The organism is Rhizobium sp. LEGMi-198b (genome assembly GCF_054114205.1).
Map to the genome: position 1 here is coordinate 328,810 of NZ_JBSYVH010000005.1, position 13,592 is coordinate 342,401.

Annotated in this window: 14 protein-coding genes; 6 read left to right on the forward strand and 8 right to left on the reverse strand. The window is 58.4% G+C overall.

The features are described from left to right. Positions 1 to 580 precede the first annotated feature (580 nt). Positions 581 to 754 (forward strand): hypothetical protein, encoded by a 174-nt coding sequence (locus ACXHXG_RS20720; RefSeq protein WP_283060798.1) that lies wholly within the window; start codon positions 581 to 583, stop codon positions 752 to 754. Positions 755 to 1,293: 539 nt separating this feature from the next. Here the strand turns inward: ACXHXG_RS20720 and ACXHXG_RS20725 are convergent. The 5 genes from ACXHXG_RS20725 to traC all read right to left on the reverse strand — a co-directional run bounded on the left by ACXHXG_RS20725 (position 1,294) and on the right by traC (position 4,469). After that, entirely contained in the window at positions 1,294 to 1,551 is a 258-nt protein-coding gene (locus tag ACXHXG_RS20725; RefSeq protein ID WP_283054764.1) for a WGR domain-containing protein, read from the reverse strand. Between the two features lie 226 nt (positions 1,552 to 1,777). Further along, positions 1,778 to 2,041 carry a hypothetical protein gene (locus ACXHXG_RS20730; RefSeq protein WP_457900521.1) on the reverse strand — a complete coding sequence of 88 codons (264 nt, stop codon included), beginning with the start codon at positions 2,039 to 2,041 and terminating at the stop codon, positions 1,778 to 1,780. 20 nt (positions 2,042 to 2,061) lie between these two features. Further along, positions 2,062 to 3,960, reverse strand: a complete 1,899-nt coding sequence (gene traG / locus ACXHXG_RS20735; RefSeq protein ID WP_457900522.1) for a Ti-type conjugative transfer system protein TraG — start codon at positions 3,958 to 3,960, stop codon at positions 2,062 to 2,064. Then, positions 3,953 to 4,168 carry a type IV conjugative transfer system coupling protein TraD gene (traD, locus tag ACXHXG_RS20740; RefSeq protein ID WP_457900523.1) on the reverse strand — a complete coding sequence of 72 codons (216 nt, stop codon included), beginning with the start codon at positions 4,166 to 4,168 and terminating at the stop codon, positions 3,953 to 3,955. The genes traG and traD overlap by 8 nt, the downstream gene beginning before the upstream one ends. Positions 4,169 to 4,172: 4 nt before the next feature. Next, positions 4,173 to 4,469, reverse strand: coding sequence for a conjugal transfer protein TraC (traC, locus tag ACXHXG_RS20745; RefSeq protein ID WP_457900524.1), 297 nt, complete (start codon positions 4,467 to 4,469; stop codon positions 4,173 to 4,175). 257 nt (positions 4,470 to 4,726) lie between these two features. Here traC and traA point away from each other — a divergent pair, with 257 nt between their 5' ends. Genes traA through ACXHXG_RS20765 form a run of 4 tightly spaced genes read left to right on the forward strand, consistent with a single transcriptional unit; the run spans position 4,727 to position 10,367 of the window. Further along, positions 4,727 to 8,038 (forward strand): Ti-type conjugative transfer relaxase TraA, encoded by a 3,312-nt coding sequence (gene traA, locus ACXHXG_RS20750; protein ID WP_457900525.1) that lies wholly within the window; start codon positions 4,727 to 4,729, stop codon positions 8,036 to 8,038. Positions 8,039 to 8,097: 59 nt separating this feature from the next. Next, the gene (gene traF / locus ACXHXG_RS20755; protein WP_457900526.1) at positions 8,098 to 8,589 is read left to right on the forward strand and encodes a conjugative transfer signal peptidase TraF; all 492 of its coding nucleotides are present in this window, start codon (positions 8,098 to 8,100) and stop codon (positions 8,587 to 8,589) included. Next, positions 8,579 to 9,742 (forward strand): conjugal transfer protein TraB, encoded by a 1,164-nt coding sequence (locus ACXHXG_RS20760; RefSeq protein WP_457900527.1) that lies wholly within the window; start codon positions 8,579 to 8,581, stop codon positions 9,740 to 9,742. Before traF ends, ACXHXG_RS20760 begins: the two co-directional genes overlap by 11 nt. 16 nt (positions 9,743 to 9,758) lie before the next feature. Then, the gene (locus ACXHXG_RS20765) at positions 9,759 to 10,367 is read left to right on the forward strand and encodes a TraH family protein (RefSeq protein WP_457900528.1); all 609 of its coding nucleotides are present in this window, start codon (positions 9,759 to 9,761) and stop codon (positions 10,365 to 10,367) included. A 268-nt stretch (positions 10,368 to 10,635) separates the two neighbouring features. Here the strand turns inward: ACXHXG_RS20765 and ACXHXG_RS20770 are convergent, their stop codons facing one another. Continuing rightward, entirely contained in the window at positions 10,636 to 10,872 is a 237-nt protein-coding gene (locus ACXHXG_RS20770) for a helix-turn-helix domain-containing protein (RefSeq protein ID WP_457900529.1), read from the reverse strand. Between the two features lie 249 nt (positions 10,873 to 11,121). Between ACXHXG_RS20770 and ACXHXG_RS20775 the strand changes: the two genes are divergently transcribed. After that, a complete protein-coding gene (locus ACXHXG_RS20775) occupies positions 11,122 to 11,436 on the forward strand; it encodes a transcriptional repressor TraM (protein ID WP_283060809.1) in 315 nt (104 codons plus the stop codon). A gap of 3 nt (positions 11,437 to 11,439) precedes the next feature. On the opposite strand, the gene ACXHXG_RS20780 is transcribed toward ACXHXG_RS20775, so the two are convergent. Together ACXHXG_RS20780 and trbI are read right to left on the reverse strand one after the other, a co-directional pair. Beyond that, entirely contained in the window at positions 11,440 to 12,144 is a 705-nt protein-coding gene (locus ACXHXG_RS20780; protein WP_283060811.1) for an autoinducer binding domain-containing protein, read from the reverse strand. 147 nt (positions 12,145 to 12,291) lie between these two features. Continuing rightward, on the reverse strand, positions 12,292 to 13,590 hold the full coding sequence (gene trbI / locus ACXHXG_RS20785; RefSeq protein ID WP_457900530.1) for an IncP-type conjugal transfer protein TrbI: 1,299 nt from the start codon (positions 13,588 to 13,590) through the stop codon (positions 12,292 to 12,294). Between the last annotated feature and the right edge of the window lie 2 nt (positions 13,591 to 13,592).

Here is a 13,592-nt window from a genome sequence, read left to right on the forward strand (position 1 = left end):
CACGTACTGCTTTAAATTCGGGTTTTGATCGGGCAGCTTCAGGAGCAAAGGCATTTGCTCGCGACAGGATCCAAGGCTTTTCAAGCGGCGGTCGACGCGGAGAAGGCGCTCGCCCGTCTGGAAAACAGAATCCTAAGCTCGTGCAAGACCTTGGTGTAGCCCGTCGGCAGGGATATGAGACTTGGTGGAGCAACTCCTGTCCAAGCAGGCTTCCAGGCGGCGCGAATTGGATGGCGTGCTTGATGCTGAAGTTTGGGCACAAACCAACGAGTGGAAGAATACGGATGAATAACCGGCAGCCGCTTGCTTGTGCTGTGATGATCCCCCAAGCATCCCACCAGCGTATAGGCAAGCGGTTGGCATGTCTATGAATGAAACCGTTGAGAACCAAAGGTCTGTCACTTCAGATATCCCAGTGTACAATGCCGGACCAGACCGCCTCGAGTACGAGCGGTACCCCCAAAATGCTGCGCATTTTGGCTCCCCCACTCGCCGGCTCCGCCGGTCGCCTATGGCGATCCTCGACCCAATCCAGTCCGGCATGGTGCACGTCTCTCGTCTTCAAACAGGAGAGAGACTCATGCTTACCATCTACGACCAAATCCAACAGCTACGCACCGAACTCGCTGCCTGCATCCTCACGCCCAGGGAACGCGCCACCGCACGAACGGAACTCGACAAGCTCCTCATCGAGCAAGCAGCAATCGACCGCCAGTTTGAGGAGATGATCGCCGAGAAGGAGCCGCCCGAATGACGGGACGATAGCACCAACGCCGAACAGGACGAAGGCATCGAAAAACAGCCCGCTTTTGGGGCTGTTTGCCTGTTTCATGAGGGGTTCGCCGCATCGACCCAGGCCTCCCGCTGTCAGGGATTGCACCCCTCGCCCCCTACCCCGACTTTTCCATCCGATATGATCAGATCGTGGCGGAATTTATGAAGTCCAAAAAAAGCGGCGGATGCGATGGAGTATGACGGAGTATTGCCGGAGACCTTGGTGAACCTCACACAATCTTAGCGGGAAATCAGGGGCCGTGTCGAGAAGGTCGGTTCGGGATTTTGCGATGATGCCTCAGTATCGGTCAGAGAATATTGATTGTCGGCACTGTGACACGACCGCTGCCGTTGAGCGGTGGCGCGATTCACGCTGACCGGCGAAACCGGAAGTCGACGCCGGTGGCGCGAAGCTGCCACGCACTCCCTTCGGCTGATGACATCTACTACCGAATTCCGCAATTCTCCGCCCCAGCCTGGTCCGAAAAATCGGAAAAATTCGCAATCAATATCCGCTTCTTAATCGGATCCCGGAGGGCGCGGCCGATAACCGCGTTTTCGCTTCTGACGGAGCACATCGAGAAACAGCTGGACGGCTTCGTCTTCCCGTCCGAAATGGTGCACCATCATCTGTCCCTTCGATCCGATCCGACCCCACCTGCGCAACAGACAGATGTCTCCGAACAGGTTCGGTTCGATAGACATCGCATAATAGCGTGCCATGTTTCTCCTGTCGTCCAAGCGTTCGACATAAAGGTTATAGGGTTGAGATAACATGAGATCAGAATTGCTGATCCCAGTACTCACGTCCAACGACACTTATGAATCGGTCGGCAGGGATCGATTCACATCGGTGATGATATGCGAACGTCGGACCTGGAGGGGAGCCTTCGGCACATGCTTGCCCGCAGCGCTCACGAAGCGCGCTCGGCCTGCGCCCATTCCGGTAACGCCGATTGTTGCGGCGGAATTCTCATTCAGACAAGCGGTGGATTAATATAGCCTATTCGTGGCCACCGCCTGGCTTAAGCTCGGCTTCGAGCCTGTCATTTCGCAGGCGAAGGTGGCGAACGCGCTCCTTTATCAAATCTTCGTAGGCATTAATCATGTCAATGCACTGAAATAGAAGGACTGCGATGCCCGCGATCACCAGAGCGCCAAAGAGCAAAATAAAGTCCATCCCCGTTACCTCGTGCGTTTGTATCCATTTGTCTTGCGAAACAGTTGCCATCGGCTCAAGTCCGGTGGCAGCCGATGCTACGATCATTAGCTCATGGACTTCCGCCCTTATTGAAACGACTGCCCTTTGATGCAGGCTTCCATGTCGCGGCGCCGAAACCAGATCGCACGGCCACACCGGAGTGCGGGGTTTCCGGCTGTGAATACGATTTGCTCGTCCGCGCGCATGCGCAACACTTCATGCGGCTGGATCAGCGGCCGTGCGGCAAGTTGTTTCGATCGCGTTCGCGACGATCCCCTGGATTGGAAACTGCGACTGACCTGGTCGATCTCGACCGTCGTCATGCCGCAGCGGCGGGAAATGTAATCGGCGGTCTCAGGGTCGTTGATCGCGGCAAAGGATATCCAGCTTGCGCTCTCGAACCATTTGCTTGTCGCGTCCCGCCCGCCATAGGTTTCGCGCATCTGGCCGATCGACTGGTAGATCATGGTCAGCGTGATCCCATACTTGCGGCCGGCGTCGCGCGCAGTCTCGAGGATACGCATGTAGCCGAGGCGCGCCACTTCATCGAGAAGAAAAAGCGTCCTGCCGTGCATCTCGCCGTTGCGGTTGCAGATCGCGTTCAGAAACGAGCCGATGATGACACGCGCCAGACCTGAATGCATCTCCAGCGTCTTGAGGTCGATGTTGATGAAGACGTCCGTCTTTCCTGCGGCAAGATCGCTCGTCGTAAAGGTCGTTCCCGAAACCAGGGCGGCGTAGTTTGGGTACGACAGCCAGTGCGTTTCCTTTACCGCATTGGCGTAGACGCCAGAGAAAGTTTCCGGCGTCATGTTGACGAAGACCGCCACATTTTCCTTGACGAAATCCGATTCCGAATGATCGAAGATCGATTGCAGACGTTCACGCAACTTGGGCTCTGGCTCGGAGAGATTCTTGCGCACCTGCCGGAGGGTCTGGTCGCTTTGCGTGGTATGGCCAGAGAGGCAAACGTCGGCGATCAGAGCCGTCAGCAATTGCAAGGCCGAGGCACGGAAGAAGTCGTCGCGGAGCCCCCTCCCCCCGCTGTCGCTCACAACCCACGACGCAACAGACGCGATGTCCTCCTCTTTCGTTCCACCGAAACGGCCGATCCAGTCGAGCGCATTGAAGCCGATCTCCGAATGCTTTGGATCGAGGACGAAGACATCTCGGTCGGCGTCGCCGCGGTGCTTCGACACCATTGGCGCGACCTCATTCGATGGATCGAGGACGACGAGCGCACCTCCCCATTTGAGCGCCGTCGGGATCGTGACTGAGGTCGTCTTGAAGCCGCCCGAGCCGGCAAAGACTATGCCGTGCGAAGAGCCGAACGAGCCGTCGAAGCAAAGAAGCGGTGACATGCCGCCTGCGCCCCACGTCTCGCCGCAGTCGGCGCGAAACGACTGTGCGGCGACGCTGTCCCTGTCGACCCGGTAGCGCTCGCCAATGACGATGCCGCCGCTGCCGGCAAACAGCTGTTCGGCTTGCGACATTTTCATCCAATCGGCCTCGCCGTGCAGAGCCCGCTTGCCATAGATGCGTTTCGGCTCGGCCTTCGCGAAGGCGGCATTGCCGGCGATCGCCACCCGCAGGCCGAATAGCGCCGATATCAGGACGGCGGCGGCGCCGATCCCCGTCGCGGGGTCAAGATAGTTGAAGATGGACTTGCCGGCTGGAACCTGCTCGCGAAACACCGACAGCCGCATTGCTTCACGTATGGCTGCGATGAAAAGCGTCGCCATCGCTCCGGCGACGACGCCCGATCCTGTTGTTCTGACCCGCACCGACCCGGCGCTCGCAAACAGGAAGACGATGCCGACGAGCGACGCGACGACATAGGGCAAAGCGATGCCAGCGCGGCCCAGCATCTGGCGCGCGGCATCCGTCTTACCGAAGGCTGAAAGCCAATGTTCGATCCCGGTCATGCCCATGGCCGCCAGGATCATCAAACCACAAGGTACGACGAGCAGAAGGATCCTAGTCATTGGTTTCTCCAAACGCCTCAGCGCCAATTGCGGTGAGCCGTGAACGCTCTTGCGCGTCTCCTTTCAGCCGCCGAGCGGCCTCCATGAGGAGCCCGAGCAACAGTGCCCGCTTCTCGTAGCGCAGACCCGCCTTTACGATCAGGCCGCCGAGCTCGATCTTTTCGCGCGTGTCTTTCTTGCGGGCGTAGGACGTGGTGGTTTTTCGCATCCGCTCAAGCCTCGCCAGTCCTGCTCTCAGCCTCGCCAGACGAGTTTTGCGCTGGGGGCGAGCTGCTCTCTCGGGCGCCGCCAGCCTTTCTATCTCCGGTCGAACGGGCCTCGCCGTAACGAAAGCGTTTCGCCAGGTACTCGAATGCCGCCTGCAGTTCACCCTCATCGATTTCGATTTCGCCGAGCCCGGCCTTGAGCGCGATCCTCCCGATGCGCTCGGCTTCACGGGTTTCGGCGAGCTTGAGCTGCTCCTGGAGCTTGGCGATTTCGTCGCGGATTTTAGAGGACGGTTTCTTCATCTCAGGATGTCTCCTTGGGTGCGAAAGCTTGTCTTTCGGATCCACTTTTCCGGATGTCGGTGCGCAACGCACTACTGTGAATCCTACAATCGCCAACGGCGATGCTTTCGTGGATGATCCCGGCCGCTCGACAAGAGCGGCATCCGAAGGGCGCAATTATACGTCGCTATCGCGACGTTCTTCTGACGAGCGCCTGGCGGGGCCGATTTTGCCTCCGAACACCTTGATTTTGCTCACTGTCGCGAAAGAACTCCGCCTTGGCCGTCCCTCATTTCTCCGTCAGCATCGTCGCCCGCGGCTCCGGCCGCAGCGCCGTCCTGTCGGCGGCTTATCGGCATTGTGCCAAGATGGACTACGAGCGCGAGGCGCGGACCATCGACTATCGCGCCAAGCAAGGCCTGCTGCACGAAGAGTTCGTTGTTCCAGTCGATACGCCGCAATGGCTGAGGGCGATGATTGCCGATCGCTCTGTTTCGGGTGCCTCCGAAGCCTTCTGGAACAGCGTCGAAACTTTCGAGAAGCGATCAGATGCCCAGCTTGCCAAGGACGTGACCATTGCGCTGCCGATCGAACTCTCGACCGAGCAGAACATCGCACTTGTGCGGGATTTTGTCGAAAGGCATATCACCTCGAAAGGGATGGTGGCGGACTGGGTGTATCACGACGCGCCGGGCAATCCGCATGTGCATCTGATGACGACGCTCCGGCCACTTGCCGAAGATGGTTTCGGCGCCAAGAAGGTCGCAGTGAAAGGACCGGACGGCAAACCGATGCGCAATGACGCAGGCAAGATCGTCTACGAGCTTTGGGCGGGAAACCTCGACAACTTCAATGCGTTTCGCGACGGCTGGTTTGCCTGCGAGAACCGGCACCTGGCGCTCGCCGGCCTTGACATCCGTGTCGACGGGCGATCCTTCGAAAAACAGGGGATCGAGCTCACGCCGACCATTCACCTTGGTGTCGGCGCGAAGGCGATCGAGCGCAAGTCGGCGGTGGCCGCCCGAGACGTTTCGCTGGAGCGGCTGGAACTGCACGAAGAGCGTCGCGCCGAAAACACCCGCCGCATCCAGCGCCGTCCCGAGCTCGTGCTCGACCTGATCACCCGCGAGAAAAGCGTTTTCGATGAACGCGACGTCGCCAAGATTCTTCACCGCTACGTCGACGATGCCGGCCTTTTCCAAAGCCTGATGGCAAGAATCGTGCAGAGCCCGGAGACGCTCCGCCTCGAGCGTGAGCGGATCGAGTTTTCGAGCGGCGTCCGGCTGCCGGCCAAATATACGACGCGGGACCTTATCCGGCTGGAAGCGGAGATGGCCAACCGGGCAATCTGGCTGTCCCAACGATCTTCCCACGGCCTTGCCGACGCCGTGCGGGAAGCGACATTTGCCCGTTACTTGCGCCTGTCGGACGAGCAGAAGACGGCGATCGCACACGTCACCGGCGGCGAGCGCATCGCCGCCGTAATCGGGCGTGCCGGCGCCGGCAAAACAACGATGATGAAGGCGGCGCGCGAGGCTTGGGAAGCCGCGGGATACCGCGTCATCGGCGGCGCGCTCGCCGGTAAGGCGGCCGAGGGCCTGGAGAAGGAGGCCGGCATTCTCTCTCGCACGCTGTCATCCTGGGAACTGCGCTGGAACGAAGGTCACAATCTGCTGGACGACAAGACAGTGTTCGTCCTCGACGAAGCCGGCATGGTGTCGTCGCGGCAGATGGCGGTGTTCGTCGAAGCAGCGACCAAGGCAGGCGCCAAGCTCGCCCTCGTGGGGGACCCTGAGCAGCTGCAACCCATCGAAGCCGGGGCTGCTTTCCGCTCAATTGCCGATCGCATCGGCTATGTTGAACTCGAAACTATCCACCGCCAGCGCGAGCAATGGATGCGCGATGCCTCGCTTGACCTGGCGCGCGGCAATATTGGCAAGGCGATTGATGCTTATCACGCGCAAGCCCGCATCAACGGCTCGGAACTCAAGGCGCAAGCAGTCGAAAATCTCATAGCCGACTGGGACCGGGAATACGATCCGCAAACATCCAGCCTGATTCTCGCTCATCTTCGGCGCGACGTCCGCATGCTCAACGACATGGCTCGCGCAAAGCTCGTGGAACGTGGCCTCGTCGCCGAAGGTTTTGTCTTTCAGACCGAAGATGGGCACCGGAAATTTGCCGCAGGCGACCAGGTAGTGTTCCTGAAGAACGAGGGTTCGCTCGGCGTCAAGAACGGCATGTTGGCAAGGCTCACAGACGCAGCGCCCGGGCGGATCGTTGCAGAAGTCGGAGAAGGCGAACACTGCCGCCAGATCACGGTCGAGCAACGCTTCTATGCCAATGTCGATCACGGCTACGCAACCACCATCCACAAGAGCCAGGGCGCCACCGTCGACCGGGTGAAGGTCCTGGCGTCCTTGTCGCTCGATCGCCATCTCACCTACGTTGCCATGACCCGTCACCGCCAAGATCTTGGCTTCTACTACGGCCGCCGATCTTTCGCGAAGGCGGGCGGCCTTATCCCGATCCTGTCGCGCAGACAAGCCAAGGAAACAACGCTTGATTACGCGAACGGCCGTTTCTACGGCCAGGCCCTTCGCTTTGCCGAGGCCCGTGGCCTGCACCTTGTCAGCGTTGCGCGCACGGTCCTTCGCGATCGCCTCGAATGGACATTCCGCCAGAAGTCGAAGCTCGCCGAGCTTGGCGCACGTCTGGCAGCGCTCGCCGGCAAGCTAAGTCTCGCCACCGCTGCCGCCAGGACCTCTCAATCGCACACCATCAAGGAGCCGAAACCCATGGTATCGGGCATCACCACGTTCTCAAGGTCGCTGGAACAGGCTGTCGAAGACCGGCTTGCTGCCGACCCCGGCTTGAAGAAGCAATGGGCGGAAGTCTCCGGCCGGTTCCACATGGTTTACGCTCAGCCGGAAGCGGCGTTCAAGGCCGTCAATGTCGATGCAATGCTGGGGGACGAAACGACTGCGAAGTCCACCATTGCCAGGATCGGTTCCGAACCGCAAAGCTTCGGTGCTCTGAAAGGTAACATCGGTTTCCTCGCGAGCCGCGCCGACGAGCAAAATCGAGAAAGGGCCGTCACCAATGCGCCTGCGCTGGCGCGTAACCTGGAAAGGTATCTGCGTCAGCGGACGGAGGCCGAACGCAAATATGAAGCCGAGGAGCGCGCGCTCCGTTTGAAGGTTTCCCTCGATATCCCGGCCTTGTCGCCGGCGGCAAAGCAGACGCTTGAACGCGTCCGGGACGCCATCGATCGCAACGATCTTCCGGCGGCCCTCGAATACGCGCTCTCGGACAAGATGGTGAAAGCCGAGCTCGAAGGGTTTGCGAGAGCAGTATCTGAACGCTTCGGCGAACGCATCTTCCCGTCTCTTACTGCGAAAGCCCCCAATGGACAGACATTCAATGCCGTCACGACGGGGATGACGGCCGGACAGAAGGCGGAGGTGGAAGCGGCATGGGATTCGATACGGACAGTGCAGCAACTTTCTGCGCATGAGCGGACGTCAGAGTCGCTGAAGCAGATCGAAACCCTGCGCCAATCAAAGAGCAAGGGGTTCTCCCTCAAATGATAAAGCGAAATGAAGTGAGCCTGCCGTTTCCCTTCCATAAACGACTGGCGGTCCTGAGCATGGCTATCGCGACAGTGCTCGTGGTGGCCGTCTTTTACTGCGGTTATCGCATTAACTTCACACCGAGCGAACCCGTCGGTCTCTGGCGTATCGTTTCTCTCGAACGTCCAGCATCCGTTGGGGATCTCGTCTTCATTTGCCCCCCGCTTACGGCGGCAATACGGGAGGCGCGCGCGCGAGGGTATCTCCGCGTTGGATCCTGCCCGGGCGCGATCGCACCGCTCATCAAGACGATCATCGCCGTAGCCGGGCAGCATGTCGAAATCGGTGCGCACGTGACGATCGACGGGCGCCCGATCCCATTTTCCGATCTCGCTGAGCGGGACGGCGCAGGTCGACCGATGACGCCATTTCCCGGCGGTGTCGTGCCGGCTGGAAGCGTCTTTCTCTATTCAGCGTTCAGGAGTTCTTACGACTCCCGTTATTTCGGCCCCCTGCCAGCTTCCGGCATCGTCGGCCTGGCGCAACAGGTGCTCACCTATGCGCCTTGACCACCTTCAGTCCGCCCTGCCGATTGCCGCTTCAATCATCGTCGGAATGGTGGGATGGAGTGGCCAAGTTCTGCTTCTTCCGGTCACCTTCGTGTTTCCGATCCTCTGGATGCTTGCGCGAACGCGGTTGATTGCCGCGTTTGTCGCGGCTGGCTATTTCCTGGCGGCCTCTCGGGGATTACCACAAGGTGTCGCGACCTTCTACGTCTCCGATCTCTGGCCGGGCCTGTTGCTCTGGCTATGCGCATCGCTGAGCTTTATCGGCGTCCACACATTGTTCTGGACGAGATGCGGCTTTACGCGGCCATTTCGTTATCTCGCGGCGTCGGTACTTATGGCCATTCCACCATTCGGCATCACCGGTTGGGCACATCCGATCACAGCCACGGGTGTACTGTTTCCAGGATGGGGATGGTGGGGACTGGTCGCGGCGACAGCCGGCCTCATCGGCCTTGTAACCCGTGCTTGGCCGGCTATCGTCATCGCCCTTTCAGGTCTGTGGCTTTGGTCCGCCGCAATCTGGACCGCGCCGGCCCTACCGGAAGCGTGGCAGGGCGTCGATCTCGAATTGGGCGCTTCGCTTGGCCGCGACATCAGTCTAGAGCGCCACCGTTATCTGATTGCCACGGTGAAGGATCGAGTATCTGACGGCCGCCGTCGGATCGTGCTGCCCGAAAGCGCCCTCGGCTCTTGGACACCGACCACGGAGCGGCTGTGGGTAACAGCTCTACAGGGAACGGACATATCCGTTATCGCCGGCGCCTCGGTTGTCAATTCGGGCGGATACGACAATGTTCTGATTGCCATCTCCGGTAATGGTGCGCAACTCCTTTATCGAGAGCGCATGCCGGTTCCTGGTTCGATGTGGCAACCCTGGCGTCCCTTGCTTGGTCAGAGTGGCGGCGCGCGGGCGCATCTCTTCGCAAATCCGACCGTGACGGTTGCCGACCATCGGGTAGCACCACTGATCTGCTATGAGCAACTGATCATATGGCCGGTCCTCCAGTCCATGCTGTATCGTCCGGATGTCATTGTTGCCGCCGGCAATGGATGGTGGACCAAAGGAACCCCTATTGTCGCCATCCAGCGCGCCAGCACGGAAGCCTGGTCGCGCCTGTTCGACAAACCCCTCGTTATCTCCTTCAACACCTGACTTACAAGGAGACGTCATGCTTGAAGCTGCCCTAATCCAACAATGCGCCGACCCTTCATTAGCATCCACGATCGTCGAGCAGTTCGTGACAGCCGCTGGGTCGTCCGACCCCCTTGCGGTCACAGTCAAATCAGACGGCCGATTGATTCTAATTCCGAAGGCAACGTCGGCCGACGAAGCCATGGCGATCGTTCGCCAGTATGTTGAGCAAGCTGAGGTTCGCGTCGGCCTGACCCAGTTTCCGGCCGGTGTCGGCGTGAAGGAGGCAGCCGATCTGACGCCGGATTTGGTCGATGCCTGCGAGAATCTGCGCAAGGGCACGACGATGTTCGCCAAGGTCCTGCGCATTGTTGCCAAATGGTACGGCAATCCGAAGAGCGATGACGTCTTCCGCCAGATTTTCGAGGACGCGCTCTATGCCTGGAAGACCGGGGAATTCGAAGGAGTGCGTGTATTTCAAGCGCAGGATCCAGGAGCCTCCATCGAATTGCCTCAGCAAAGCGAACCGCGTTCCATCGATGAACCGCCAGCCGCCGTGACCACTCCCGAGACGCGGATGAAGGTGAACGAGGATATTGGCCAAGCCGGAATTCGTATCGATCTTTCAAGGATTGGAGGCAAATAGGCACTCGTTTCTCACGTCGGAATCGGTGCGACGGATGGAACATCCCCGGCATGCATAATTATTCCTCGAGGGCCACAAAGTTAAAGGGCAATTCCAAAGTGCCGACGCCACCGGCGAAAAAGGATACCGCGTAAACGTTCGCCGAATGGGATGACCTTTTGATGGCCGTATAATAATTCTTCAGGAGGCTGTTGGACGTTCGGGGTTGAGGACGCGCCGAGCATTTTGTCCTTGTTTGCCCTGTTTCCGGTTCCCAGTTCGATACTCGTTATCCGAGCGGCTTAATTTTTGTCTCAGGCCGACGTTTCAGCAATTCAGACGCCTCAACACCTAAGACCGTCGCCAGGCGATCGACAACGTCGATGCTTGCATTATAGACACTGCGCTCCAAAGAACTGATATAAGTACGATCGATACCTGCCCGAAACGCAAGCTCTTCTTGCGACAGGCCTTTGGCTTGACGCGCAACTTTCAGATTCCGTGCAAACACCTCTCGAATCTCCATGGTGGAGAGAGCAGCGGCTTGCAGAGTATTTCTCCACGGAGTATTCTCTACAGCCGTATTCCGGATATGGAATCTGCATATGAATCAGAGTGATGACGCGTTCGCTGATGCCCTCTTCGTGCGAGCAATGGACTGTCGAGTTTGTGGGTACCTATCTTACTGAAGGATGGGATCTATTTTGCAAAGCGTATACGCTACCGGAAGGTCTCGATCCTTGGCGGGTCGCAAACGAGGTAAGAGGAGAAGCGGATGGACAACGAGGTCTCATTTGAGACAGGCGGCAAAAGAGGGTCTCGTTATAGCGCGATGCGAGAAGCCGATTTGAAAGCATTAGCAATTTCTGCGATCCAAGAGCACCGGCGACTTCTAGCCGCGGATGAAGCCGTCTACGAAGCGTGGACTCTCGCAACCGCCAACGCCTCGACTTCCAGCGACGTGCTCAAGAGCCTGCAAGATGAGTATCTCGATCGTCAAAAGAAGTCAGAAGCGCAGCAGGAAGAACTCTCGGAAATCATCGATGCGCTTGGATATGTTCCTGATGTCCCCTCCGAAAAAGACGAATGATGGTTAAACCAAACCGCGGTCTTTCGCGATTGCCACGAGCTGAGGGATCGTCGCGGCATTCAGCTTCTTGCGTGCGCTATCGAAATAGTGCTGCACTGTTCTTGGGGTAATTCCCATTAAAACGGCAATCTCCCACGCCTTCTTACCCTTTGCCGCCCACGTAAGACACATCGCTTCCCTTGGCGAAAGGAGCCGGCTGGGGGCGACGATCGTCGATGCAGCTATAATCTTCAGGCGATAGTGAATTGCCAGCACCGCTTGCAGCGGGTTTAGATGCTTCTGACATTTTGAAATATCAGCTTTGTGCCCCGAGGAAGCAAATGTCAGCATAATGATCGAGCCGAAACTGCCTTGAACGGGAACCGTAACCCCACTGCGAATGCCATGTTCGACCGCTTCATCCCGAAAACGCTTGAATTCAGAGCTCCCCCGAGACGGCCAGTCATCGATCGCCCAGGAAAACATCTCCATCCGGCGTTTGGCTTCCGTAACGACCGGATCCACTCGAGAATATTGGTTGCGTAGGTAAATTTTCTGCCATTTCTCAGGATAGGAACTGAGTGCGCGGGCGCCAAGACCTTCCGTTTGCAGGTATGCAAAGAATTGAAATCCGCACGAATGAACGAAGCCTTTGAGCCCGCGTTTGATCATCCGTTCATCGTATGAAGCTTCAACCATGTCAATGAGAGCGCTTAAGGCTGGATCCACAGACCTATCTCCTTTCCGTTGTACGTGAAGGCGCCCCCGCTCCTTCGGAAGTGATACAGATCTGCGCTCACCCGCGCAAACATCTATTCACCTCTATTCCGCAATCAAAACCTTCTGAGATGGTGTTAAACAAAGATTTTTGCTGTCTCAGTGACTGCTGTACGCGGAGGGAAAGACGATATCCTGATCGACCAAGACATTGAACTCGTATCCCGGCCGGATCCGGATTGTCGGCTGAACGTTCAGGTTCTTCGAGATGGTTTGCTCGGCAACGCGACCGAAAGTTTCCGCGAAATTCCGTCTGGCGGCATCGGAGGCCGTGTCCTGGGTGGCAAGCGTCGAGCTTTCGGGCATCGACATGTCGATGCCGGTTCCAAGTATCGCGACGAGTGCTGCCGAACTCCACGTGCGCCAGAGATGCCGATCGACCTTATCCTTGAACCCGCCATATCCTTCCCCATCGGTCCCAGCCATGCCGCCGATCTGCAGCGTCGAGCCATTCGGGAAGATCAGATCGGTCCAGACGACGAGCAAGCGCTCCTGGCCAAACGAAACCTTGGAATCGTAACGGCCGAACAACTTGGCCCCCTGCGGGATCAGGAGCCGGTAGCCGGTGGCGCTATCATAGACATTCTGGCTGACCTGCGCGGTGATCCGGCCCGGAAGGTCCGAGTTGAGACCTGTGATCAACGTGGCTGGAATGACCGAGCCGCGCTTCAGCTCATACGGCGACATCTCCGGCACGACCTTATTCGGCAAATATCCAAGATCTTTGATGTCCTGATTGAAGAAATCCTCCTTCGAACTTTGGGCATTCTGGTCGACGTTCTGGCCCATCAGCCCGGATTTCGATGCGGCGGCGTAGAGATCCGCGGCATTGTTGGCTGTCGTCGTCGTCTGACGGCCGGTGTCTGTGGAATTTTTAGCGGTTTTCTCGACATCAGAAATATCCACCTTCAAAGGCGAGTCCAGAGCCGTTTCCCGCGCCTGCAGGCGAGCCATCCGCTGGCGTTGAGCTTCACGGAGATATTGTTCATCCTGCTCCCGCTTTAAGCGGGCTCTCCATTCCTCCTCTGATTCGAGCTGAGGGCGTCTTTCTTGCCGTTCCGTGGGCCGGCGGTCCATAACAGGTGCTTCCTTCTCGAGCTTCTGTTCGACGGTGGGTGTTGGCCGGAACTCTTCGCGTTCACCCGGCTCGCCGATGATGCCGTCACTGATGCCGCGCTTGAGCTGGTCACCGAAGTTCGTCGCCGGTGTATTCAAGGTGCTGACGATATCGTTGCTCCAGTTGAAGGGAAGTCCTCGCCACGATAGGCCAATCACGACCACGCCGAAGAACAGCGCGATGAGGATGGTGGCGGTAATAATTGGCAGCCGATTGAGGCGGCGCATGCCTTTTTGATCGTCGGCTTGCTTTGAAGGGCCGAGCTGGAGCGATTGGATCATAC

Coding starts and splice junctions, on each gene's coding strand:
- ACXHXG_RS20720 (WP_283060798.1), top strand. CDS start 581: ATGCTTACCATCTACGACCAAATCCAACAGCTACGCACCGAACTCGCT.
- ACXHXG_RS20725 (WP_283054764.1), bottom strand. CDS start 1,551: ATGTTATCTCAACCCTATAACCTTTATGTCGAACGCTTGGACGACAGG.
- trbI (WP_457900530.1), bottom strand. CDS start 13,590: ATGATCCAATCGCTCCAGCTCGGCCCTTCAAAGCAAGCCGACGATCAA.
- ACXHXG_RS20770 (WP_457900529.1), bottom strand. CDS start 10,872: ATGGAGATTCGAGAGGTGTTTGCACGGAATCTGAAAGTTGCGCGTCAA.
- traG (WP_457900522.1), bottom strand. CDS start 3,960: ATGACTAGGATCCTTCTGCTCGTCGTACCTTGTGGTTTGATGATCCTG.
- ACXHXG_RS20760 (WP_457900527.1), top strand. CDS start 8,579: ATGCGCCTTGACCACCTTCAGTCCGCCCTGCCGATTGCCGCTTCAATC.
- traC (WP_457900524.1), bottom strand. CDS start 4,469: ATGAAGAAACCGTCCTCTAAAATCCGCGACGAAATCGCCAAGCTCCAG.
- ACXHXG_RS20730 (WP_457900521.1), bottom strand. CDS start 2,041: ATGATCGTAGCATCGGCTGCCACCGGACTTGAGCCGATGGCAACTGTT.
- ACXHXG_RS20775 (WP_283060809.1), top strand. CDS start 11,122: ATGGACAACGAGGTCTCATTTGAGACAGGCGGCAAAAGAGGGTCTCGT.
- traF (WP_457900526.1), top strand. CDS start 8,098: ATGGCTATCGCGACAGTGCTCGTGGTGGCCGTCTTTTACTGCGGTTAT.
- ACXHXG_RS20765 (WP_457900528.1), top strand. CDS start 9,759: ATGCTTGAAGCTGCCCTAATCCAACAATGCGCCGACCCTTCATTAGCA.
- traD (WP_457900523.1), bottom strand. CDS start 4,168: ATGCGAAAAACCACCACGTCCTACGCCCGCAAGAAAGACACGCGCGAA.